This window comes from Thalassospira sp. MCCC 1A02898, assembly GCF_001618185.1.
GTDB lineage: Bacteria > Pseudomonadota > Alphaproteobacteria > Rhodospirillales > Thalassospiraceae > Thalassospira > Thalassospira tepidiphila.
In genome coordinates, this window is sequence record NZ_LPXK01000010.1 from 343,695 (window position 1) to 367,150 (window position 23,456).

The 23,456-nt window shown below is 55.9% G+C and carries 18 protein-coding genes; 13 read left to right on the plus strand and 5 right to left on the minus strand.

Features of this window, described 5'->3' with window-relative positions:
- Positions 1 to 55: 55 nt before the first annotated feature.
- A complete protein-coding gene (locus AUQ41_RS10740; RefSeq protein ID WP_063088415.1) occupies positions 56 to 1,960 on the minus strand; it encodes a sigma-54-dependent Fis family transcriptional regulator in 1,905 nt (634 codons plus the stop codon).
- Positions 1,961 to 2,336: 376 nt separating this feature from the next.
- Here AUQ41_RS10740 and adh point away from each other — a divergent pair, with 376 nt between their 5' ends.
- Entirely contained in the window at positions 2,337 to 3,857 is a 1,521-nt protein-coding gene (gene adh / locus AUQ41_RS10745) for an aldehyde dehydrogenase (RefSeq protein WP_063088416.1), read from the plus strand.
- A 72-nt stretch (positions 3,858 to 3,929) separates the two neighbouring features.
- Positions 3,930 to 4,331 carry a DUF779 domain-containing protein gene (locus AUQ41_RS10750; protein ID WP_063088417.1) on the plus strand — a complete coding sequence of 134 codons (402 nt, stop codon included), beginning with the start codon at positions 3,930 to 3,932 and terminating at the stop codon, positions 4,329 to 4,331.
- A gap of 170 nt (positions 4,332 to 4,501) precedes the next feature.
- On the opposite strand, the gene AUQ41_RS10755 is transcribed toward AUQ41_RS10750, so the two are convergent.
- On the minus strand, positions 4,502 to 5,506 hold the full coding sequence (locus AUQ41_RS10755) for a YeiH family protein (RefSeq protein ID WP_063088418.1): 1,005 nt from the start codon (positions 5,504 to 5,506) through the stop codon (positions 4,502 to 4,504).
- 109 nt (positions 5,507 to 5,615) lie between these two features.
- Between AUQ41_RS10755 and AUQ41_RS10760 the strand changes: the two genes are divergently transcribed.
- The 4 genes from AUQ41_RS10760 to AUQ41_RS20545 all read left to right on the plus strand — a co-directional run bounded on the left by AUQ41_RS10760 (position 5,616) and on the right by AUQ41_RS20545 (position 9,236).
- Complete coding sequence (locus AUQ41_RS10760) at positions 5,616 to 6,512, plus strand: LysR substrate-binding domain-containing protein (RefSeq protein ID WP_348638991.1); 897 nt, start codon at positions 5,616 to 5,618, stop codon at positions 6,510 to 6,512.
- A 206-nt stretch (positions 6,513 to 6,718) separates the two neighbouring features.
- Positions 6,719 to 8,107 (plus strand): cytochrome ubiquinol oxidase subunit I, encoded by a 1,389-nt coding sequence (locus AUQ41_RS10765; RefSeq protein WP_063088419.1) that lies wholly within the window; start codon positions 6,719 to 6,721, stop codon positions 8,105 to 8,107.
- Positions 8,104 to 9,102: a cytochrome d ubiquinol oxidase subunit II gene (cydB, locus tag AUQ41_RS10770; RefSeq protein ID WP_063088420.1), complete on the plus strand. Its 999-nt coding sequence runs from the start codon at positions 8,104 to 8,106 to the stop codon at positions 9,100 to 9,102. Before AUQ41_RS10765 ends, cydB begins: the two co-directional genes overlap by 4 nt.
- Complete coding sequence (locus tag AUQ41_RS20545; protein ID WP_083952901.1) at positions 9,102 to 9,236, plus strand: DUF2474 family protein; 135 nt, start codon at positions 9,102 to 9,104, stop codon at positions 9,234 to 9,236. Before cydB ends, AUQ41_RS20545 begins: the two co-directional genes overlap by 1 nt.
- A 107-nt stretch (positions 9,237 to 9,343) precedes the next feature.
- Here AUQ41_RS20545 and AUQ41_RS10775 read toward each other — a convergent pair whose 3' ends face one another.
- The 3 genes from AUQ41_RS10775 to AUQ41_RS10785 form a co-directional block, all read right to left on the minus strand.
- Positions 9,344 to 10,561: a PLP-dependent aminotransferase family protein gene (locus AUQ41_RS10775; RefSeq protein WP_063088421.1), complete on the minus strand. Its 1,218-nt coding sequence runs from the start codon at positions 10,559 to 10,561 to the stop codon at positions 9,344 to 9,346.
- Between the two features lie 157 nt (positions 10,562 to 10,718).
- Positions 10,719 to 11,519 (minus strand): hypothetical protein, encoded by an 801-nt coding sequence (locus AUQ41_RS10780; RefSeq protein ID WP_143588768.1) that lies wholly within the window; start codon positions 11,517 to 11,519, stop codon positions 10,719 to 10,721.
- Positions 11,520 to 11,718: 199 nt separating this feature from the next.
- On the minus strand, positions 11,719 to 12,528 hold the full coding sequence (locus AUQ41_RS10785; RefSeq protein ID WP_063088423.1) for a hypothetical protein: 810 nt from the start codon (positions 12,526 to 12,528) through the stop codon (positions 11,719 to 11,721).
- Positions 12,529 to 12,878: 350 nt separating this feature from the next.
- Between AUQ41_RS10785 and cysD the strand changes: the two genes are divergently transcribed.
- The 7 genes from cysD to AUQ41_RS10820 all read left to right on the plus strand — a co-directional run bounded on the left by cysD (position 12,879) and on the right by AUQ41_RS10820 (position 23,439).
- Entirely contained in the window at positions 12,879 to 13,784 is a 906-nt protein-coding gene (gene cysD / locus AUQ41_RS10790; protein WP_063088424.1) for a sulfate adenylyltransferase subunit CysD, read from the plus strand.
- Positions 13,784 to 15,703 carry a sulfate adenylyltransferase subunit CysN gene (gene cysN / locus AUQ41_RS10795; RefSeq protein WP_063088425.1) on the plus strand — a complete coding sequence of 640 codons (1,920 nt, stop codon included), beginning with the start codon at positions 13,784 to 13,786 and terminating at the stop codon, positions 15,701 to 15,703. Before cysD ends, cysN begins: the two co-directional genes overlap by 1 nt.
- 160 nt (positions 15,704 to 15,863) lie before the next feature.
- Complete coding sequence (locus tag AUQ41_RS10800) at positions 15,864 to 16,676, plus strand: ImuA family protein (protein ID WP_063088426.1); 813 nt, start codon at positions 15,864 to 15,866, stop codon at positions 16,674 to 16,676.
- Positions 16,588 to 18,234: a DNA polymerase Y family protein gene (locus AUQ41_RS10805; RefSeq protein WP_232308368.1), complete on the plus strand. Its 1,647-nt coding sequence runs from the start codon at positions 16,588 to 16,590 to the stop codon at positions 18,232 to 18,234. Before AUQ41_RS10800 ends, AUQ41_RS10805 begins: the two co-directional genes overlap by 89 nt.
- Positions 18,235 to 18,248: 14 nt before the next feature.
- Positions 18,249 to 21,611, plus strand: coding sequence for an error-prone DNA polymerase (locus AUQ41_RS10810; protein ID WP_063088428.1), 3,363 nt, complete (start codon positions 18,249 to 18,251; stop codon positions 21,609 to 21,611).
- Between the two features lie 118 nt (positions 21,612 to 21,729).
- Complete coding sequence (locus AUQ41_RS10815) at positions 21,730 to 22,440, plus strand: GNAT family N-acetyltransferase (protein ID WP_063088429.1); 711 nt, start codon at positions 21,730 to 21,732, stop codon at positions 22,438 to 22,440.
- 63 nt (positions 22,441 to 22,503) lie between these two features.
- Complete coding sequence (locus AUQ41_RS10820) at positions 22,504 to 23,439, plus strand: glucosaminidase domain-containing protein (protein ID WP_063088430.1); 936 nt, start codon at positions 22,504 to 22,506, stop codon at positions 23,437 to 23,439.
- The last annotated feature ends 17 nt before the right edge of the window (positions 23,440 to 23,456 follow it).

Here is a 23,456-nt window from a genome sequence, read left to right on the forward strand (position 1 = left end):
TAACGGCGTGCCCTACAATGAAAACATTCGCAAAAGCCGGGTTATTCGACGTTTTTTAACGTCGATTGATCCCAAGCCGCGCCATCCGGCGATAAAGCGTGTTGCGCCCAATGCCCAGCGCCTTGGCGGTGTTGCTGATGTGCCATTGCTGATCATCAAGGACTTGGCGCAGGGCGTCTGCCTCTGCCCGTGCGATGGTCTGACCCGGCGATGGCGGCGGTGCAGTATCCTGCATCGCAACGAAATCATCGGGAAGATGATGGGGCTCAATCACCCCGTCTTCGGCAAAGACGGCGGCATATTGCAAAACATTGATCAATTCGCGCACATTGCCCGGCCAGCGGTGAGCCGTCAAAAGTGCCAGAACATCATCACTGCATGCGACATATTCATCGGACAACGCCGCCAAAAGCCGTTTGATCAGATCAGCCAGATCACTGCGTTCGCGTAACGGCGGCACCGCAAGGCGCGCGCCCTTGATGCGATAAAGCAGGTCTTCGCGGAATTTTCCCTCGGCCACCGCCGCATTCAGATCGACATTACTCGCACAGATCAGGCGGAAATCGACCGGCACGGACTTTGTACTGCCAAGCGGCTCGACCGTGCGGCTTTCAAGAACACGCAGCAATCGGCCTTGGGCGGCCAGCGGCATATCGCCGATTTCATCGAGAAACAGCGTGCCGCCATTGGCCTCGCGAATACGACCGCCAAAACCATCGCGTGCCGCGCCGGTAAAGGCGCCACCGGCATGACCAAACAGTTCGTTTTCAATCAGTCCTTCGGGAAGGGCGGCACAGTTGATCGCCACAAACGCCTTTGATTTACCAAGGGTGGCATCATGAATATGACGGGCCAGATATTCCTTGCCGCTGCCGGTTTCACCCGACATCAGAACATTGATATCGCGCGCATGAAGCCGCGTTCCGATTTCAAAAATACGCCGAAGGGCGGCGTCCTTGTCCGGGATGTCGGTCGTGCGTCGGGCTGGCAGGGATGGCGCCTTGCGCGCCACCGGTGTTGAGCGCCCGACATAACGGCGGCGCATGCGTTGCGGGATGGTGACACTGCCAAACAAAACCCCGCCGCCCGCGATATTAAGCGGGGTTGCCGAGGTGCCCTGCCCGTCCGGGCTTGCCAGTTTGGCAATCAGGTTGTCTACATCCATCTCGAACATATCGGCGATGTCGGCGGAATTGTCGCACGCCGCCAGAATGCGCCGCGCGGTCGATGTCGCCCCGCTGATTGTGCCATCTGGCGCAATCGAAATCATCGCATCACGGGTTGATCCGACATGGCGGGCATCGGGATGTAGATGAACAATCACATCACCGGCACGCTCATCAAAAAACAGGATACGTTCAAGCGCATCGGCGTAATCGGCCACCATGCCGCGCACGCGCAGGCAATCGGGGCGTTTGATATCTTCGCGCACAGCCGACACATCCAGGACCGAGCACACCTTGCCATCGGGATCAAATACCGGGGCGGCTGTACAGGTCAGAACCGAATGCTGTGCCAGGAAATGTTCGTCCTTGTGGATGGTGATCGGACGACCTTCGACGATGCAGGTGCCAATGCCATTGGTACCTTCGCGTTCCTCGCTCCAGACCGCGCCGGGCAAAAGGCCGTTGGTGCGAAACGACGGCAAAAGCGAATGGGCCGCAACACTGTCAAGGATCACACCGCTATTATCGGTCAGAAACACCGCATAGCCGGATGCATCGATCTTGCGATACAGCGTACGCACAAGGTCATGGGCATGGTGATAAAGCCGCCCGTTGCGATCACGCAATTGCCGGGTCTGGCTTTCGGGCATGACTTCGGGACGGCGCAGGGTGTCATGAGCCAGACCAAAGCGTTGTTCACACCGTTGCCAGCTTTCAAGCACCGCACGATTTTGCGCCCCGCCGCTCAGCTGCAGGGCTGCTTCTATCCGTCCGCCGGGAATGTTTCCTGACATAGACGCTATCTCCCTTGTGTCGGTGTTTTTGCCATTGTTTTGGCCCGGATTTTTCCGGTGCGTGACTTTTGCCACAGCCGATCACAGGCCAAATCGTAACACATTTGACGTCCCCCACGCCAAACAGTTTCGCCCGCCAAATCCGGCAAAACCGCGAGTGTTCCATTTTTGGAACATTTTGTGCCAATCGCCCTGTTCCAGTCATGCCGATGGCACAAAACACCCGGTTCAACGGGAAACGCGCAACCATCTGAAAAACAGGTTCTTTCTGACAAACCGCTATCGAAATCGGCAAGTGGCACGACCTTTGCGGGTAACGGATCGTCATAATCAAAAATGCGGGCGGCAAATCGCCCGTTATCTCGGAGGAACCCAAATGATCTACAAGAATCCAAATGACTCTGGCAGCAAGGTCAGCTTCAAAAGCCGTTATGAAAACTTCATTGGCGGTGAATGGGTGGCCCCTGCCAAGGGTCAGTATTTTGAAAATGTCTCGCCGGTGAATGGCAAGCCGTTCTGCGAAGTTGCACGATCCAGCTCTGCAGACATTGAAAAGGCACTTGATGCCGCACATGCCGCCTTCCCGGCCTGGGGCAAGACCTCGGTCACGGAACGGGCCAACATGCTCAACAAGATTGCTGATCGTATGGAAACCAATCTTGAAATGCTGGCCGTCGCCGAAACCTGGGACAATGGCAAGGCCGTGCGTGAAACGCTGGCAGCCGACATTCCGCTCGCCATTGACCATTTCCGTTATTTCGCCGGTGCCATTCGTGCGCAGGAAGGCTCGATTGGCGAGATTGATGACAACACGGTTGCCTATCACTTCCACGAACCACTTGGCGTGGTCGGCCAGATCATTCCATGGAACTTCCCGATCCTGATGGCGGTCTGGAAACTGGCCCCGGCCCTTGCCGCGGGGAATTGTGTTGTTTTGAAACCGGCCGAACAGACCCCGGCATCGATCTGTGTTCTGATGGAACTGATTTCCGATCTGATCCCGGCGGGTGTGGTCAACGTTGTGCAGGGCTTCGGCGTGGAAGCCGGCAAGCCGCTGGCACAAAGCAACCGTGTGGCCAAGGTCGCCTTTACGGGGGAAACCACCACCGGTCGCCTGATCATGCAATATGCATCGGAAAACATCATTCCGGTCACCTTGGAACTTGGTGGCAAGTCGCCGAACATCTTCTTTGAAGACATCATGGCGGCGGATGATGATTTCCGTCAGAAAGCCGCCGAAGGCATGGCGATGTTTGCCCTTAACCAGGGGGAAGTTTGCACCTGCCCGTCGCGCGCGATCATTCAGGAAAGCATCTATGACAAGTTCATGGATAGCGTGTTGTCGCGTATTGCCAACATCAAACAGGGCAACCCGCTTGATACCGACACCATGATGGGTGCGCAGGCCTCGACCGAACAGATGGAAAAAATCATGTCCTATCTGGATATCGGCAAACAGGAAGGTGCCGAAGTCCTGTGTGGCGGTGACAAGGCCGATCTGGGTGGCGATCTTTCCGATGGTTTCTATATCCAGCCGACCATCTTCAAGGGCCATAACCGCATGCGGATTTTCCAGGAGGAAATCTTTGGCCCGGTCGTATCGGCCACCACGTTCAAGGACGATGCCGAGGCGCTGCATATCGCCAATGACACGCTATATGGCCTTGGGGCTGGTGTCTGGACCCGTGATGCCAACCGGTCCTATCGCTTTGGCCGCGACATCAAGGCCGGTCGTGTGTGGACCAACTGCTATCACCTCTATCCGGCGCATGCGGCCTTTGGCGGTTACAAGCAATCGGGCATCGGGCGTGAAAACCACAAGATGATGCTGAACCATTATCAGCAGACCAAGAACCTTCTGGTTTCCTACGATCCGAAACCGATGGGCTTCTTCTGATCCGATCCTCTTCACAGCCGGACGCGAGGCCAACCTTGCGTCCGGTCGCCTTTCGCAAAGAAGGAGGTGACATTGACTGGATCAGAAAACGCGCCTGACAGGGTGGTTGCGACAGATGCCGCGATTGAACTGATCAGGAAACTTAAGGATATCCACGGGCCGGTGATGTTTCATCAGTCCGGGGGCTGCTGCGATGGCAGTGCGCCGATGTGCTTTCCGGATGGGGAATTCAAAACCGGTGATCAGGACGTGTTGCTGGGCGAGATTGAAGGCAGCCCGTTTTATATCGGGCGCGCACAGTTCGAATATTGGCGTCATACCCAATTGATCATTGATGTGGTCGATGGGCGCGGCGGCATGTTTTCGCTTGAAGGACCAGAGGGCAAACGCTTCCTGACCCGATCACGCATCTTTAGCGACGATGAATGGAATGCGCTGAAGGCGCATGAAGAAAAGGCACCGATCACGGATTAGCAAAGCCAAGGCTTTTCGATCCTGGATCTACCCGGGCGTTTCGTTTCCGACATCTCCTCCCATGGTGTCCACCCCCAGCGAAACGCCATAAGAAGCTGCCAGCTTATCCGGCGCATGTGCGGCTTCTTCCCCCTTGCCCGCTGCTTCCCCATTTGGGCAGCGGGCATTTTTTATGCCAGAACCACAAGCACCACCCCCGAAAGGGCACAGAGAAACATCAGGGACAACAGGGCCGCCATCACCACCCGCCCGCCAACATGCAGGACATTGCGGATATCAACACTCAATCCCAAAGCGGCCATCGCAAGGATGGTCAGGAAGGACGAGGTCGTTTTGATCGGCGCGCGCGCAACATCCGGGATCAAGTCAAACGAACAGGCCACCATCATGGCGATAAAGCCGATGATGAACCACGGCACGACCTGCGCAATCGGAAGCTTGGTTTCACGTGCCCGACCGCCAATCACAGCCAGCGCAAAGATCACCGGCCCCAGCATCAGAACCCGGATCAGCTTGACCAGTGTACCAACCTGAACCGCAAGGGTGCCGGCCGGGGCGGTTGCCGCCAGAACCTGTGGCACGGCATAGACGGTAAGGCCTGAAAAAATCCCGTATTGGGTTGCCGATAATCCAAGCCCGGCTTGAAGCATCGGCAAGACGAAAACAAACAATACACCCAGAACGGCGGTAAATGAGATCGAGGCCGCCACATCATCTGATTGCGCCTCAATCACCGGCGCGGTTGCCGCAATTGCCGAATTGCCACAGATCGAATTGCCGCACGCGACGAGCATCGATAGATGGTTCGAAAGACCCAGCGCGCGGCCGATATGGTAGCTGACAAACAGGCTGATACAGACGACCAGAATGATGGCCACAACCAACCCGCCCCCGGCCGATCCGATGGCCTGCGCGCTGATCGACGCCCCCAGCAACACAATGGCGATTTCAAGCACCGTCTTGGCACAAAACCGCACCCCGGCAAAATAGCGCGGCGCCAATCCAAACACCGATCGCACCACCACCCCGATCAGAATGGCAAAGACCAGACTTTCCACCCAGCCACGCCCGAACAACACACGCTCGGCATGTTCGGCCAGCTTGGCGGCAAGTGCGACCAAGATGGTCACGGCAAGCCCGGGCAGGATCGGTTTGAGGTGAGTGTTAAAAAACATGGTTTTCCTGTGTTTTGATCACAGGCAGAAAATCTCATGCCCAACCATTTACTTCCATCGAATAAAAACTCATATTTCATTCGATTAAATTAAACGATTGAACATAACCATGATGACACTCGAACAGCTCCAGATCTTTGTCGCGGTTGCCGAACGCGAACATCTGACCCGCGCGGCAGAGGCCATTGGCCTGACGCCATCGGCCGTCAGCTCCGCGATCAAGAACCTTGAAGGCTTTTATGGTGTCGCGCTGTTTAACCGGGTGGGACGGCGGATCGAACTGACCCAGACCGGGCGATTGTTTTTGGATGAAGCCAAATCAACGCTGGCCCGCGCACGGGCGGCGGAACTGACGCTGGCGGAACTGGGCGGCATGCAGCGCGGGGAGCTTAATGTTTATGCCAGTCAGACGATTGCCAGTTACTGGTTGCCGCCGTTCCTGATGAAATTCCATGATCAGTATCCCGGCATTGAAATCCGCCTGACGATTGGCAACACCAAAACCGTTTCGGACGCCGTCCGTGGCGGGGCTGCCGATATCGGCTTTATCGAAGGTGACATTGATGAACCGGCCTTGGCCAAACGCGAAGTCGCCGAAGACGCCCTGGTGATTGTCGTCTCCCCCAAACACCCTTGGGCCAGTGGCCGGGCGCTGAGCCCACAGGCGCTTGTCACCCAGACCAACTGGATCCTGCGCGAAGCAGGATCCGGCACACGGTCAGAATTCGAAGCCGCCCTGAGCGATCTCGGCGTTGATCCCGCGCGCCTGCGCACCGCACTTGTGTTACCCAGCAACGAGGCCGTCATTACCGCAGTTGAAAACGGCATCGCCGCCACCGCCGTTTCACAATTCGCGGTCAGCTCGCTGATCGCCCAGGGCCGCCTTGCGCGCGCAAACTTCCCGATCCCGCCGCGCAAATTCATGGTGCTCCGCCACAAGGAACGCCAGCAAACGCAAAGTTCTTTGGCACTTGAGAAACTGTGCCTTTCGCCCCTGAATACCTAGATCGCAACAATCGAATTTAAAAATATTCCAAGTGTAAATTGCGCATTCGCAATGCAGCATTTCGGGGTCGGTTCTAATGGTCGGTCTGACAGGGCAACCTGTGCATGCGCCACCCGAAACCGACACATGCATCCGTCAAAGGGCACTTCCGATCGCGGAAGATGCGGAGTTGTCCAGAGGCTTCGCCACCTTAGAGGACCCTGCCAATGCTTGATGCAGAACTATTGGCGCGCATACAGTTTGCCTTTACCGTCTCGTTCCACATTATCTTCCCGTCCTTTACCATCGGACTGGCGAGTTTCCTGTTTGTGCTCGAAGCCCTTTGGCTGCGCACCAGGGACGAGACATACCTTTCGCTTTACAAATTCTGGATGAAAATCTTTGCGCTTGCCTTTGGCATGGGCGTGGTTTCCGGAATTGTCATGTCCTATCAGTTCGGCACGAACTGGGGACCGTTTTCCGAATTCACCGGCGGTGTGATCGGCCCGCTTCTGGCCTATGAGGTGCTGAGCGCCTTCTTCCTGGAAGCCGGGTTCCTTGGCATCATGCTGTTTGGCTTGAACCGTGTCGGGCCAAAGCTGCACTTTACCGCAACCACCATGGTTGCGATTGGCACGCTTTTCTCAGCCTTCTGGATTTTGTCGGCCAACAGCTGGATGCAGACACCGGACGGCTACGTGATTGAAAATGGCCGGGCGGTTGTTTCAAGCTGGATCGATGCGATCTTCAATCCGAGCTTCCCGTATCGTCTGGTGCATATGGTGCTGGCAGCTTACCTGACGACAGCCCTTGTGGTTGGTGCGGTTGGTGCATGGCATCTGATGCGTGATCGCGAAAACCGTGCGGCCAGGATCATGTTTTCCATGGCGATGTGGATGGCGGCCATCCTTGGCCCGATCCAGATTTTTGCCGGTGATTTGCATGGGCTGAATACCCTTGAACATCAGCCCGCCAAAGTGGCCGCGATGGAGGGGCATTTTGAAACCCGCGAAGGTGCGCCCCTGATCCTGTTTGGCATGCCTGACATGGAGCAAGAGGAAACCAAATACGCACTCGAGATTCCAAAACTGGGTTCGATGATCCTGACCCATGAATGGGATGGCAAGATCACCGGGCTTAAGGACTTCGCCCCCGAAGATCGCCCGAATGCGGCAATTGTGTTCTGGACCTTCCGCATCATGGTCGGGCTGGGTGTTTTGATGGCACTTCTGGGCATTGCCAGTGTCATCGCACGTCTGCGCAAGAAGCTTTATAGCTGTGGCTATCTGCATCGCTTTGCCCTTCTGATGGGACCAAGCGGTTTTGTCGCCATTCTGGCCGGCTGGTTTACCACCGAAGTCGGGCGACAGCCCTGGGTGGTTTATGGCCTGATGCGCACATCAGAAGCCGGATCGCCCGTCGTCCCGACCGCCATTGCCGGATCGCTGATCGCCTTTGTCGTGGTTTATGCCATCGTGTTCGGGGTCGGCACGGCCTATATCCTGCGCGCCATGGTCAAGGATCCGCGTGCGGCCCACATCCCTGAAGAAACCGAAATCTTGCGGGCCGGTGGTCGCCAATCGACAGCCGCACATCCGCCTGTGGCAGGAGAATGATCATGGATTATCAACTGATCTGGGTTCTGCTGATTGCTGTTGCCGTCTTTGCCTATGTCACGCTGGATGGCTTTGACCTTGGCATCGGCATCCTGTTCCCCTTCATCAAAGAGCCGAAAAATCGCGGCCGGATGATGAATACCGTCGCCCCGGTGTGGGATGGCAATGAAACCTGGCTGATCCTGGGGGGCGGTGGACTTTATGCCGCCTTCCCGCAGGCCTATTCATTGCTGATGACGGCTTTTTATATTCCGGTCTTTACCATGTTGCTGGCGCTCGTTTTCCGTGGTGTGGCGTTTGAGTTCCGGTTCAAAAGCAAGAACCACCAGAAACACTGGGACTTTGCCTTTTCCGCCGGATCGATCATCGCAGCTGCGATGCAAGGTGCCATGCTGGGCGGCTTTATCGAAGGCATTGCTGTTGAAAACGGACGTTTTGTTGGCGGTGCGTTTGATTGGCTGAGCCCGTTTTCGGTGTTCTGTGCCACGGCTGTTGTCGTCGGCTATGCCCTGCTCGGCACCGGCTGGCTGATCATGAAGATGGAAGGCGATTTTCAGGGCAACCTGCGCAAACTTGCCAAACCAGCCGTAATCTGGATGGCGGCCAATCTTGGCGTGGTGTCGCTGATGACGACCTATGTCAACCCGGCCTATGCCCAGCGCTGGTTTGAACTGCCAAACATGCTGTACCTTGCCCCGATCCCGCTTGTGACGGTTGGTTTGCTCTATTGGTTATGGCATGCGGTCAAGAAGCGTGAAAAGACGGTGTTTGGCATCACGCTGGGTATTTTCTTCCTGAGTTACCTTGGCTTCGGGATCACGCTTTATCCCAATATCGTCCCGCCGATGATCACCTTCCGCGATGCAGCCGCGCCGGAAAACAGCCTTGCTTTCATGCTGGTGGGGGCCGCCATCTTGCTACCGATCATTCTGGCCTATACCGCCTATGCCTATTGGGTATTTCGCGGCAAAACCGGGGATGAGGGGTATCACTGATGGCCAGCATCAAATCACCTGTCAAATCCCCAAAAGCCCGCAGATGGCTGTGGTTTGTCGGCCTTTATGTCGGCGGAGTTGTCGTGCTTGGCGCAGCATCACTTTTGCTGCGTGCCCTGATGGGGCAGGCGTAATGATCCGCTTGACCTAACCGAACCAAACTCCCGTGACCTGCGTCATACCCCCGACAGCAGGTCTCTACCCGGCAGCACTCCCCACCCGCTGCCGGGTTCTTTTTTGCTTACTGGTTGTCCTTGCGCCGGATCAGCAGGGCCAAACGTTCAATCCCGTCACGGATACGTTCTCTGCTTTCGGTGGCAAAGCTCAGGCGCGCGGTATTGATGCCGCTTTGGTCACAGAAGAATGCCTGACCGGGGACAAAGGCAACCTTGGCATCCTCCATCGCATCGATCAGAAGTTCGCGGCTGTTGATGTTTTCGGGCAATGTTAACCAGACAAACATGCCCCCTTGCGGGCGCGACCAGTTGACACCTTCGGGCATGAAGTCCGCAAGCGCGCCCAGCATCACATCACGCTTGGCGCGATAGGCATCCTGCAGGGTTTCCAGATGGCTTGGGAAAAGTTTCGATGCGGCACGCAGTGCAATTTCCTGATTGATCGTTGAAACATGCAGATCCCCCGCCTGCTTCATCAGAACAAGCTGTTTGATCACCGGCCGCGGTGCCGTGATCCAGCCAATACGAAGGGCCGGTGCCAGCGTTTTGGAAAAAGTACCAAGCTGAATAACCGTTCCGGCATCCGGATCGCCATGGGCGTCATCAAGTGCCAAAAGCGGCGGCAGGCTCTCACCTTCATAGGCAAGCTTGCAATAGGCCGCGTCTTCAAGGATCACCGCGCCATATTTGCGGGCAGTCTCCAGAACCGCCAAACGGCGATCAAGCGAATAGGATCGCCCGGTCGGGTTCTGGAAATCCGGCGACAGATAGGCAATTCGCGCGCCCTTGGCAAAGGCGGCATCAAGTTCGGCAATCACCGGCCCCTCATCATCCATGGCAATGCCGACATAGCTTGGCCGACGCATGGAAAAGGCCTGCATCGCGCCAAGATAGCTTGGCTTTTCCAGAACGATCTCGCGCCCCGGTTCCAGCAACAGGCGGGCGAGCATATCGAGCCCCTGCTGCGCACCACAGGTAATCAGGATGTTATCATTATCGCGCACAGCCCCCGTCGCCGCCAAATCGTCCGCAATCCATTGCCGCAACCCGGGCAGGCCTTCACTGATGGAATATTGCAGGCTGCGACGCCCGGCCTGCTCATCGCCGGTCAGATCACCATAAACATCATTAAAGGTCGCAAGCGGGAAAAGCTTTGGATCGGGCACGCCACCGGCAAATGAAATAATCTCTGGCCGTTCAGCCACTTTCAGCAGGTCACGAATTTCGGACGCCCGCAGGGCACGGGCATCGGCGACGATCATTTCATTCCATTGAACAGACATGGCAGCACTCTTTAGGTCAGCAACATTGCCGTTATTTGGCAAGCAACACTGACCTAAATCAAGTTTATTTTATCGAGTCATTAAAATTTGAAATAAAATTACAATTTTGTCTATCGCCAAGCTTGTTACAGCCCCATGCGGTTTTGCGCTGTGCCCTCTACTTTGCCAACTGCCAGGCCCGGCAAAAGGTCACAGAAATCAGCACAATCGCGAAACAGCCGATCAACGCGGAAAATGCCGCACTGACGATCAGAAATGCCGGATCGGCGGGGATGCCGATGGCAACCAGTATCGCCACCACCTGCCCCATGACCGGCAACACCAAGGCTGAGAGAATGGGCAGGAACAGAACCACCGCCAAGAGTCGCACAAGCAGATAGAAGAAGCATCGCCGTCCAACGGCCAGAACATCGCCAAACCTTGCCTGCCCCGCCTGAACGATCATCGCACCCCATGCGCCCAACAGCAAAAACAGGGCAAAGACCAGAAGGGCCGTCACAGCCCCCACACCAAGACGCAAAGCGGCCGACGCATCAACGCGACCTGCACTCATCAACAGAAGGTCGGACACAAACACAAGCTGATAGAGCGTGCCCAAAACCGCTACCACCAATGCAGCAGCCATCATGCCCCGCGCAAAACGCAACAACCCGGCCAAACCTTGCACGCGCATGGCCGCAAACCCGACCTCGCCGCGCAGGACAGCTATGTGGCTGACATAGGCAACAGGGATCAGCGGAATGGCATAAATCGCAAACCAGATGACTTGCCAGATGGTGCCCATCAGGTTGGTCGCCCCTTCAGCATCAAGCAATGCCGGGCCGGGCATGACAGAGCCAAGTCCGCTGATCAGAACCGTCAGCAGCACCGAAATGGCAACAATGCCCCGCCCCTGCCACATCAGGGCCATACCATCCTGAATAATCCAGGTCTTGAATGGCTGTGCTTGTGCGTTCATCACCCCCCACATATCGCCGCCGCAATTGCGTGCAATTGATATGGCGATGAATGGGGTATCTGGTCAATGCATCTGGATCGTTCTTGGCTGAAATGCCAAAAACCCAGCCTAGCCTGTCAAATAGAGCAAAACCAATCAGCCCCAGCAGACAAACTAAGCCGCCGCGCAGCCGTTCAGAACTCGATCTGAATTTGGTGTTTCACACAGGGTCTGCTAATGCGACCTCTTCGCTTTGTTTATCCGTTTTTAGCAATCGGGCCTCACCAAGTTGATAGGCACGTGAAAGAACCACGGCAACCAATACGATGCCAGTTGCCCAGACCAAGTACCCAAAACCGTTCACAGCAATATCGAATGGAACGAAATTGAGTTCACCGACCTGAATGGTGTAGGTGCGTATCGCAACGGAAAACTGCGCTGGCAACAGGAAGATCGTCGCCAAGAACAACAAGATATTCGCGCCAGGCCCGGCAATCAAACGTGGCGCGACGTAACCAATGGTTTTACGGCCACGCGCAAAAGCACGCTTTAACGACGATCCATCAGCAACGATTGCAGCAGGCAGCCAAGTTCCTACCAGACTAAGTACGACCAGCATTCCAAGCCCGTAAAATGCCAGCACAACAGAAAATACCAGAACATATCTAGCTTCTTCACTGGCCGCCTTTATTTCGGGCACCCCAAAAAGCGGAACCATCACAAACAGTGCGGGGATCAGCGTGACGGCAACAATAGCCAATCCACGCATGCAAAACTTGAAGAACGCCCATTTCTGAAGCGCCCCTACGGCGGTAAATCCGCTCACGTTACGCAAAATGGTCATATGACAGGCGATGGCCAGATAAGCACCAACGATATAAGTAGGCAACTGGGGGGAATCTGCTTCAGGTTTCACTGCATAAATAGCGATATCCAGTAGCCATAATGTCGCAACGACAGCAGCAAAAATGAAAAGATTTTTGCGGATTACATCCCTTGCCTCGCCCCAGATCGTGATGTCGAATTTCATATCTGCCTAGCCCCGTCAAAGTTAAATTCCCTCACTGTCACACTACTTTTCTGCGCCTGGACTTTCCTGTGACCCTCGTCACACCTATCCACCAGAGGTAGTTCCCCTCCCTCTGAGCAGCCTGAAAACGTGTAGCTGATAGATCGGTTGGCTTTTACAAATGCAGCAGATATATTAAACACTATTAAAGGTGTTGATAGTCATTCGACTACAAAATTTTGTGTAAAAATAGAAATCACACTTGCGTTGCGGGGCGTTCCATATTACCCATCAAAGCTAAGTGAAATACTTTTATAACCACTAAATTATGTGTTGATTGCCACAGTTATGATTGATCGGCAGGAAAGAGAATGCAGCCTAATCTGACCCATCTCCGCCAGCTTGAGGCAGAGAGTATCCACATTATCCGCGAGGTGGCGGCATCGTTCGAGCGGCCGGTGATGCTTTATTCCATCGGCAAGGATTCATCAGTTCTGCTGCATCTGGCGCGCAAGGCGTTTTATCCGGCGCCGCCGCCCTTTCCATTGATGCATGTCGATACCACCTGGAAATTCCGCGAAATGATCGAATTTCGCGACCGGATGGCGGCTGAATACGGCTTTGATCTGATTGTTCACATCAATCAGGACGGTGTGGAGCGCGGCATTGGCCCGTTCACCCATGGCTCCAGCCTGCATACCGATGTCATGAAGACGGAATCGCTTAAACAGGCGCTGAACAAATACAAGTTCGATGCAGCCTTTGGCGGTGCGCGACGTGACGAGGAAAAGGCACGTGCCAAGGAACGCGTATTTTCGTTCCGCACAGAAACCCACCGCTGGGATCCGAAAAACCAGCGCCCGGAATTGTGGGATATCTATAACGCCCGGATCAACAAGGGCGAAAGCATCCGTGCTTTCCCGATCTCCAACTGGACCGAGCTTGATATCTGGCAATATATCTATCTTGAGCAGATCCCGATTGTGCCGCTGTATTATTCCGCCAAACGCCCGGTGGTCGAACGCGACGGCATGCTGATCATGGTCGATGACGACCGCATGCCGCTCAATCCGGGCGAAACACCCGAAATGAAATCGGTGCGTTTCAGGACCCTTGGCTGCTACCCGCTCACCGGGGCAGTTGAGTCCGAGGCAGCCACCCTGCCCGACATTATCCAGGAAATGCTTCTGACCCGTTCAAGCGAACGTCAGGGCCGAATGATTGACCACGACCAGGCCGGGTCGATGGAGAAGAAGAAGCAGGAAGGCTATTTCTGATGTCACACAAGTCTGATTTGATCGCCGATGATATTCTCGGCTACCTCAAGGCTCAGGAAGAAAAAAGCCTTCTGCGTTTCATCACCTGCGGCAGCGTGGATGACGGCAAATCGACCCTGATCGGGCGTCTGCTTTGGGATTCCAAACTGATCTTTGAAGATCAGCTGGCCGCCCTTGAATCAGATAGCCGCAAGGTCGGGACGCAAGGTGGCGAAATTGATTTCGCCTTACTGCTCGATGGCCTGCAGGCCGAACGCGAACAGGGCATCACCATTGATGTGGCCTATCGCTTCTTCTCGACCGACAAGCGCAAATTCATCGTCGCCGATACCCCCGGCCACGAACAATATACCCGTAACATGGCAACCGGTGCCTCGACCGCCGATGTTGCCGTCATCCTGATTGACGCGCGTAAGGGCATTCTGACCCAGACCCGCCGTCACAGCTTCATCACATCGCTTCTGGGCATCAAGCATGTTGTGCTGGCCGTCAACAAGATGGACCTGATCGACTATGACCAGTCGAAGTTTGATCAGATCGTTGCCGAGTATCTGAAATTCGCCGAACAGCTGAACTATAGCTCGATCACCGCGATCCCGCTTTCGGCCCTGCGTGGCGATAACATGATCGAGCCGAGCGCCAATACGCCCTGGTATTCCGGCCCGACGCTTCTGGCCCATCTTGAAGATGTGCAGGTCGAACAGGATGCGATTGAAAAGCCGTTCCGTTTGCCAGTGCAGTGGGTCAACCGCCCGAACCTTGATTTCCGGGGATTTTCCGGCACCATTTCATCAGGCCGCGTCAAACCGGGTGACGAGGTTGTCGTTACCGCATCGGGTCAGACCAGCAAGGTCAAGGACATCGTCACCTTTGATGGTAACCTTGAAGAAGCCATTGCCGGTCAGGCGATCACCCTGACCCTTGAAGATGAAATCGACATTTCGCGTGGTGACATTTTGGCACATGCGGATGCCAAACCCGACTTTGCCGATCAGTTCGAAGCCCGCATCATCTGGATGCACGAAGATCACCTTCTGCCCGGCCGTCCCTATCTGATCAAGATGGGCGCACAGGTTGCCAATGCGCAGATCAGCGACCTTAAATACAAGGTCAATGTGAACACGCTTGAACATGTGGCTGGCAAGACGCTTGAGCTCAATGAAGTCGGGATTGCCAATATCTCGGCCGACAAGGCGTTGGCCTTTGATCCCTATGATCAGAACCGTCATTCGGGCCGCTTCATCATTATTGACCGCTTTACCAACGCCACCGTTGGGGCGGGCATGGTCAACCATTCCCTGCGTCGTGCAACCAACATCAAATGGCAGGAAATGGATATCAACAAGGGCGCGCGTGCCTATCAGAAAGGCCAGAAATCGGTCATTCTGTGGTTCACCGGCCTGTCGGGTGCGGGCAAATCCACCGTCGCCAACCTGGTTGAGAAAAAGCTCCATGCCCTTGGCAAACATACCTACACCCTTGATGGCGACAATGTCCGTCATGGCCTGAACAAGGATCTTGGCTTTACCGATGCCGATCGCGTGGAAAACATCCGCCGTGTTGGTGAAACCGCCAAGCTGTTTGTCGATGCCGGTGTGATCACGCTGGTGTCCTTTATCTCGCCGTTCAAAAGCGAACGCCAACTGGCGCGCAGCCTTGTTGAAAAAGACGAGTTTATCGAGGTGTTTATCGACACCCCGCTTGAAGTCTGCGAACAGCGCGATGTGAAGGGCCTTTATAAAAAGGCCCGTGCCGGTGAGATCGCGAACTTCACCGGGATCGACAGCCCCTATGAGCGCCCGGAAAACGCCGAGATCACGGTCAATACATCCGATCAGACCGCCGAAGAAGCCGCAGAAGCCATTGTCTCCAAGCTTGAAGAATTCGGTGTTCTCGGGGCCTGGTTCCCGGAAATCTGATCTGCACTCAGACATGTATTCAGGAAAACCCGGCATTTGCGAATGTCGGGTTTTCTTTTGCTTCAACCACATATCCCCGATCCTGAAAAACCCGATTGGATACGCCTTGACTCCTGTTCCGCTTTGACCACATAAAGCAGAACAAAACAGGAACAATAAAATGTCAGACAGACGCATTCATCAGGCACGCGCGGCTTTGGCGCGGGCCGAGCAGCAATGGAAGGTTCAGGTTTCCTGTCTGTCCGGTGGGCCAGATCGGGCAGACGGGGTAATTGCGCGTGCCTTTGGCGGCACGTTCCTGCGCGATCATATCAGCATCGGCGGTCTTGCCCCGATTGGGTTGCATGAAGTGTTGTGCAGCCATGATGATTGCGCCGCATCGCTTCTGGCGTGGTATCTGGCGACATTGTCTGTGGATGCCCCCTCTGATGCCCCATCTGCCCCGCCATCCGACAAGGGCATCTTCTGGATCCGGCAGCGTCGCGCCCTTGATCAGGGCGGGTTTTATGCCCTGTCCTTGCCGATGACGGTTCTTGAACCCGAACCATTGATGATGACGGTCGATCAACAGGCCACCGCTCTTTGGACCTGTGAGGAAGTGGCAAAATCAGGCCAAGTCCGGGCCGTGATCATTGAAACCACCGACTATGACCTGACCACGGCAAGGCGCCTGCAACTGGCCTGTGAAAGTGGCGGCACACGCATCATTGTTTTGCGCCCGCTTGCCAGAAACGGGCGCATTCCGACCTCAAGCGCGTGGACGCGCTGGCAAATAACACCTGTAAACGCCTTGGAACCAACAGAACGACCAACAGGAAACGACCATCATCTCAGCCTGATCGGGGGACGCGGGGTCCGACCGGGAAGCTGGAAAGTCAAAACCGATGCAACAACGTTTTCTTTATCTGTGGCTGACCCACTGGAAAACCGACTGTCAGAAGCCTCAACACAAGACAGGCACGCCCACGCCTGATCAGCCCCGCGATGCTGACAATCCGAAAACTGCCCCACAGGCCTCAAACACACAAGCCACCCCGCACGTGATCACCCTCAGTGACCACAAGGGCGTGCTCGTTTGCGGCCTGAATGCAGCGGCACAAAAGGCCGGACTTCATGGCGGCATGCGCCTTTCTGATGCGCGCAGCATCCTGCCCGATCTTCAGGACAGCCCCGAAGATTCTGAACTCTGCGATGGCAAATTTGCCCGTCTGGTGCGCTTCATGGACCGCTATAGCCCATGGATTGCGCCGGATCGGGACTTGCATGCGCATGGGCTTAATGGCGATGCCGGTCTATGGCTTGAAATCACTGGTGGCAGTCATTTGTTTGGCGGCGAAAGTGCCATGATCAAACAAATCCTGCACGACATGAAGGCCCAAGGCATTGCTGCCCGCACCGCCATTGCCGATACCGCCGGGGCGGCATGGGCCGCGGCGCGTTGCCATACAGGAGGCCATCAGGGCACGTCAGATGAGCGCATTTTGTCGCTGCCGCGGGATCACGGGATTGCGGCCGAGTTTCCGGTATCGTGCCTGCGGCTGTCTGATGACATCAACGCGGTTCTGTCGCGGCTTGGCCTGAAACAACTGGGCGATATTACGCCGCTGCCGCGTGCCAATATCACCACCCGCCTTGGGCCAGATGTGTTGCATCGCCTTGATCAGTTTTATGGCCGTCTGCCCGAACATCTGAATTTTGAGCTGCCCGATGCGCCGTGGCTGATCAAACAAAGCTTTGGCGAACCATTGGGGAGTGCAGACACGCTGGCGCATGCAATTGAAAGCATGGTCGCCGAGCTTTGCGCCAAGCTACGCGATGAAAACCTTGGTCTGCGGCGTCTGATCGTCCGGTCCATTCGGGTCGATGGCCATGCCCATACCATCACCACCACGACGGGCACGCCCTGCCAGTCCGAAAGCCATATCCTGCGTCTGCTTGCGGAAAAGATGCCCGGGGTTGATACCGGGTTTGGCATCGAACAGGTGATTGTCTATGCCCCCTGGGTCGAACATGTCGCCTTTCGTCAGGTCCGGCTTGATCGCAAACAGGAAGACAGCAGCGATCATATCGCACTTGCCCAACTGCTTGATCGCATAGCCCATCATTTGGGGCCAAAGGACATTTTGTATCGCCCGGCCCATCACGCCAGCCACCTGCCCGAACGGGCTGCCATCCGGCAGCCGCCCACCGGGGCGGCCAAACCGGGCCGCCTGACCGATGCGCCTTTGCCCAAACGCCCGGTGCGTCTGATTGATCCGCCTGAACCGGTTGATGTCATGGAACGCAGTGCCAACGGCGCGCCGACAAAACTGCGCTGGCGCAAGATGATGATTGATGTCTTGCAGGCCGACGGGCCAGAGCGCATCTGCCCGGAATGGTGGAGCCATCTGGACCGGGATCATTACGCCCTGTCGCACATGACACGCGATTATTTCCGCATTTGTGATCAGAAAGGCCGCTTGATCTGGCTGTTTCGCAGTGGCCATGCCGGGCAGGATATCTGGTCGGTGCATGGTTTGTTTGCCGGGTGATGTGATTTGATGCCATGACCAAACAAACCAACAGCACCGATGATCCGGCCTATGCCGAACTGCATGTCAGCAGCAATTTTTCCTTCCTGCGTGGGGCCTCGCATGCCGAGGAACTGGTCCTGACCGCCGCCACCAAGGGCTTGCATGCGATTGCGATTACCGATCACAACACGCTGGCCGGGGTGGTGCGCGGTCATACCGCACATCGCAATTATGCCGACCGGTTGAGTTACATTGTCGGCTGTCGGCTTGATCCGATGGATGGTCCATCCTTGCTGTGTTATCCGACGGATCGCGCATCTTATGCCCGGCTGTGCCGGCTCCTCACCCTTGGCAAGCGCCGCGCGCCCAAGGGATCGTGCGAGATTTATCTTGCCGATATTGTCACCCATGGCGAAGGGTTGCTGTTTATCGCCGTGCCGCCACAGGTGCCGGGTGATGCCTTTCGCGCTGAGCTGATCAGTTTGAAATCGCATTTCCAAGATCGCCTTTGGCTGGCGGTCGGGCGGTTCATGGACGGGTTTGACACAGAACGTCTTGAGTTTACCGAAATGGTCGAGGCCGAGCTTGGCATTCCGGCCGTGGTGACCAATGACGTGCATATGCATTTACGATCACGCAAACCATTGCAGGATGTCCTGACCTGCATTCGCCATCACTGCACGATTGAGGATGCCGGATACCGTTTATTCCCCAATGGCGAACGCCATATCAAATCACCGCGTGAAATGGCGCGTCTGTTTCCGGGTCACCCGCACTGGTTGGCCCGCACCGTCGAGATTGCCGATCAATGCACCTTCAGCCTGGATGAGTTGCGCTATGAATACCCCGATGAAAATGACGGGTCGGGCGAAGGCACCCAGGAACGTTTGACCCGCCTGACCTGGGAAGGCGCACATAAACGCTACCCCGAAGGTGTGCCCGACAAGGTCAAAAACCTGATCGAGACAGAACTTAAACTGATTGATGAGTTGGGCTATGCCCCCTATTTCCTGACCGTGCATGACATTGTTGCCTTTGCCCGGTCCCGCGGCATTTTGTGTCAGGGGCGCGGATCGGCGGCCAATTCATCGGTATGTTTTTGTTTGCATGTCACCTCGGTCGATCCCAACAAGGTGGAATTGCTGTTTTCACGCTTCATCAGCAATGCGCGTAATGAACCGCCGGATATTGATGTTGATTTTGAACATGAACGCCGCGAAGAGGTTATTCAGTTCATCTATGAACGCTATGGCCGCGACCGGGCCGGGTTGACCGCCACGGTGATTTCATATCGATCGCGTAGCGCCATTCGCGATGTTGGCAAGGTGTTTGGCCTGTCCGAAGACACCATCGTCAAACTGACCAAAACCATCTGGGGATCCAGCAGCAAGGGCGCGCATGAAAATATGATGCGCCAATCTGGCATTCATCCCGATGAACCGCGCCTCAAGGCCGTTCTCGATATCGCAGGCGAGTTGACGGGCTTCCCCCGCCATCTGTCGCAACATGTTGGCGGCTTTGTCATTACGCGCGGGCCGCTTTGTGAACTCTCGCCAATTGCCAATGCCGCCATGGCGGACCGGACCACCATTGAATGGGACAAGGATGACATTGATGCGCTGGGTATCCTTAAGGTCGATATCTTGGCCCTTGGCATGCTGACCTGCATCCGAAAAGCGCTTGATGAGCTGCGCACGCACAAGAACATCGATTACGATCTGGCGACCCTGCCCAAGGAAGACCGTGCGACCTATCGCATGCTGGAAAAGGCCGACAGTATCGGCACCTTTCAGGTGGAATCGCGCGCACAAATGAGCATGCTGCCGCGTTTAAAACCGCAAAGCATTTATGATCTGACCATTCAGGTCGCCATCGTCCGCCCCGGCCCCATTCAGGGCGGCATGGTGCATCCGTTTTTGCAGCGGCGCATGGGCCGCGAAAAGGTCGACTACCCGTCCCCGGAACTCGAAGCGGTATTGAAACGCACCTGCGGTGTGCCGCTGTTTCAGGAACAGGCGATGCAGATCGCCATTGTCGCCGCCGGCTATTCCGGTGGCGAGGCCGATAACCTGCGTCGTGCCATGGCAACGTTCAAGCGCACCGGCACCATTGGCGAACATCGCACCAAGTTCATCAATGGCATGCTGGGTAACGGCTATGACATGGAATTTGCCGAACGCTGCTTCAAACAGATCGAAGGCTTTGCCGATTATGGCTTCCCCGAAAGCCACGCCGCAAGCTTTGCCATTCTGGCCTATGCGTCGTCCTGGCTTAAATGCCATCACCCGGATGTGTTTTTATGTGCGCTTTTGAATTCGCAACCGATGGGGTTTTATGCCCCGGCACAGTTGGTCAATGATGCGCGCAATCACGGGGTGCGCGTGCTTGAAATCGATATCAATCACAGCTTCTGGGACAATCAGCTGGAACGCGAACTGGGCCGAACCGCAGGGTATCATTCCGTGCGGCTTGGTTTCCGCCAGATCAAGGGATTTGGTGAACTTGATGCCCTTGCCCTGATTTCCAATCGGCCCGCTGGCGGGTTTCAGGATGTCTATCTGATGGCCCGCCAGACAGGATTATCCCCGGCCGCCCTTGAAAAACTGGCCGAGGCCGATGCGTTCGGCTCACTTGGCTTATCAAGGCGCGAAGCGCTTTGGGCCGTGCGCCGGTTTGGCAAGGGGCGCAAGGCACCAGCAAGCCTGCCCCTGTTTGAGGCAGCCCAGAACTTTAACCACAATATGGGGGTCTCGGCCGAGTTTGGCGCCGAGGCCCCGGTGGATTTGCCGATCATGGGCCCGGGCGAAGAGATCATCGAAGATTACGCCAGCCTGCGCCTGTCGCTTAAGGGCCATCCGATGGCGATGCTGCGTGATGCATTGGGTGCCGCCGGGGTCTGCACCGCCAGTGATCTGCCCAATGTGCGAAATGGGGATCGCTTGACCCATGCGGGGCTTGCGATTGTCCGCCAACGCCCGGGCACGGCATCGGGGGTTGTTTTCATCACGTTAGAGGATGAAACCGGCATCACCAACCTTGTGGTCTGGAGCAAGGTGATGGAACAACATCGTCGCGAGGTGATGACCGCGACCGTTCTTGGTGTTACCGGCAAATTGCAACGCGAAGATGGTGTCACCCACATCATCGCCGACAAGCTGGTCGATCTGACCCATATGCTGCAATCCATGAGCGAGAACACAAAGATTGCGCGTGATGCCAACAACCATCCACGCAACCTGCGCTGGGCCAGCCCACACACCGCCCTGCCAACCGGGGAAGCCGCATCACCCATAGCATCTCGAGTTGCCGGTGATCTGGATCAGCTGGGCTCAAAACCGGAAACACCCACCGCCAGTCACAAGCGCCTTAAGATCGACAGCCATGATTTCCATTGATTGATTGGCAACCACGATTGGCACCATCACATTTGCGAAACTGGCACTGGAACAGAGGACCAATTCCAACCATCCTGCTGATCAGAAACCACACTTTATCAGACCAACAGGAACCACCATGACCACGCCCCACAAAGACATCTTTGGCAAACCCGTCGGCCACCCGGTTGAAAACTGGACCGGATGCGCATTGCCACCGCGCAAAGACATGATCGGCAGCCACGTCATCGTAAGCCCGCTTGATGTTGCCCGCGATGCCACGCAACTGTTTGCTGCCAACAGCAAGGTGCCCGATGGGTCGCGCTTCGCATACCTTCCGACCGGACCGTTTGCCGATTTCACCGCCTACAAGGCGTGGCTGGATGGCATGAACGCCAATAACGACCCGATGCTCCATACCATCATCGACAAGGCATCCAACATGGCCGTCGGCGTTGCCGCCTTCATGCGGATGGATCCCAACAATGGCGTGATCGAAATCGGCAATATCAATTATGCCCCGGCCCTTTCAAAAACCATCGGCGGGACAGAGGCGATGTATCTGATGATGAAGCGTGCCTTTGATGAGCTGGGCTATCGCCGCTATGAATGGAAATGCGACGATCAGAACGCCCCGTCGCGTGCCGCCGCCACACGGTATGGCTTCACCTATGAAGGCACGTTTCGCAACCACATGGTTTATAAGGGTCGCAACCGCGACACCGCATGGTTTTCCGTCATCGTTGAAGAATGGCCTGCCGTCAAGGCCGCGTTCGAGGCGTGGCTGGCACCCGATAACTTTGACGAGGCAGGAAAACAGCGCAAACGTCTTGAAGATTTTCGCCGTTAAACCCCAAAGCATGGTAGCATTCTGATCCTGCACCGATGTCAGGTCAGATCAGCGAGGCACACCATGTTTAAACGTGTCCTGATACGCACATTTTCCGTTCTGGCGGTTGCCACCTTTGGGATGGCAGCGGGTCTCCTTCCCGCTGCACGGGCGGATATCCTTCTGCAAACGCCCGACCAAAGCGACGTTATCCGCATTGAACTGAATGGCTATGAACAGCTTGAAAAGCTGTTTGAGGATCTTGGCTATACCGCAGAACGCTGGAACGCGGGGGAACGCATCGTTCCCCGGCTTTTCCTGCAAACCATCCCGACGAGATGGCGTGACGAACTTGCCGATCAACTGACGGTCACGGCCAAGAAACGCACATTTTTCCGGACACTCGGCCCGTTGACCCTGCTTGCGAACGAGGAAATCGCCCTGCAAAGCAGTGTCCTTCGCGATGCGATCCGCACCAACGATCTTTCGATCATTGCTGAACTGGCCGAACAATACCGTGTTGAAACAGCCCCCGAAGACCCGGCAACCATCGTGGAACTTGAAAAACGCATTGCACCGGTTCCCCCGTCGCTTGCCATGGCGCAAATGGCCATCGAAAGCGGCTGGGGCACATCGCGCTTTGCCGCCCTTGGCAACGCATTGTTTGGTCAATGGACCTATGGCGGCGAAGGCATCACACCCGAAGAACAGCGAAAGCACCTTGGTGATTACAAGATCGCGGCTTTCAAGACACCGTTCGGTTCGGTCCGGGCCTATATGATGAACCTCAATACCGGGTCGGCTTACACGGAATTTCGCGATTTGCGCGCCAGAATGATCGCCGATCAGGAACCCCTTTCGGGATCTGTCTTGGCCGAAACACTGACCCGATATTCCGAACGCGGCAATGTCTATATCGAAGAAATCCAGGCCGTCATTCGACAAAACAAACTCAGCCCCGTCGATGACGCGGTGCTTGAAGAAAGCCCTTATTACCAACTGATCCCGTCGGGTGAATAGCCATCTTACCTGCAATC

Coding starts and splice junctions, on each gene's coding strand:
- AUQ41_RS10780 (WP_143588768.1), bottom strand. CDS start 11,519: ATGAACGCACAAGCACAGCCATTCAAGACCTGGATTATTCAGGATGGT.
- AUQ41_RS10810 (WP_063088428.1), top strand. CDS start 18,249: ATGACCAAACAAACCAACAGCACCGATGATCCGGCCTATGCCGAACTG.
- adh (WP_063088416.1), top strand. CDS start 2,337: ATGATCTACAAGAATCCAAATGACTCTGGCAGCAAGGTCAGCTTCAAA.
- cysN (WP_063088425.1), top strand. CDS start 13,784: ATGTCACACAAGTCTGATTTGATCGCCGATGATATTCTCGGCTACCTC.
- AUQ41_RS10760 (WP_348638991.1), top strand. CDS start 5,616: ATGATGACACTCGAACAGCTCCAGATCTTTGTCGCGGTTGCCGAACGC.
- AUQ41_RS10740 (WP_063088415.1), bottom strand. CDS start 1,960: ATGTCAGGAAACATTCCCGGCGGACGGATAGAAGCAGCCCTGCAGCTG.
- AUQ41_RS10820 (WP_063088430.1), top strand. CDS start 22,504: ATGTTTAAACGTGTCCTGATACGCACATTTTCCGTTCTGGCGGTTGCC.
- cysD (WP_063088424.1), top strand. CDS start 12,879: ATGCAGCCTAATCTGACCCATCTCCGCCAGCTTGAGGCAGAGAGTATC.
- AUQ41_RS10775 (WP_063088421.1), bottom strand. CDS start 10,561: ATGTCTGTTCAATGGAATGAAATGATCGTCGCCGATGCCCGTGCCCTG.
- cydB (WP_063088420.1), top strand. CDS start 8,104: ATGATCATGGATTATCAACTGATCTGGGTTCTGCTGATTGCTGTTGCC.
- AUQ41_RS20545 (WP_083952901.1), top strand. CDS start 9,102: ATGGCCAGCATCAAATCACCTGTCAAATCCCCAAAAGCCCGCAGATGG.
- AUQ41_RS10815 (WP_063088429.1), top strand. CDS start 21,730: ATGACCACGCCCCACAAAGACATCTTTGGCAAACCCGTCGGCCACCCG.
- AUQ41_RS10805 (WP_232308368.1), top strand. CDS start 16,588: ATGCAACAACGTTTTCTTTATCTGTGGCTGACCCACTGGAAAACCGAC.
- AUQ41_RS10755 (WP_063088418.1), bottom strand. CDS start 5,506: ATGTTTTTTAACACTCACCTCAAACCGATCCTGCCCGGGCTTGCCGTG.
- AUQ41_RS10785 (WP_063088423.1), bottom strand. CDS start 12,528: ATGAAATTCGACATCACGATCTGGGGCGAGGCAAGGGATGTAATCCGC.
- AUQ41_RS10765 (WP_063088419.1), top strand. CDS start 6,719: ATGCTTGATGCAGAACTATTGGCGCGCATACAGTTTGCCTTTACCGTC.
- AUQ41_RS10800 (WP_063088426.1), top strand. CDS start 15,864: ATGTCAGACAGACGCATTCATCAGGCACGCGCGGCTTTGGCGCGGGCC.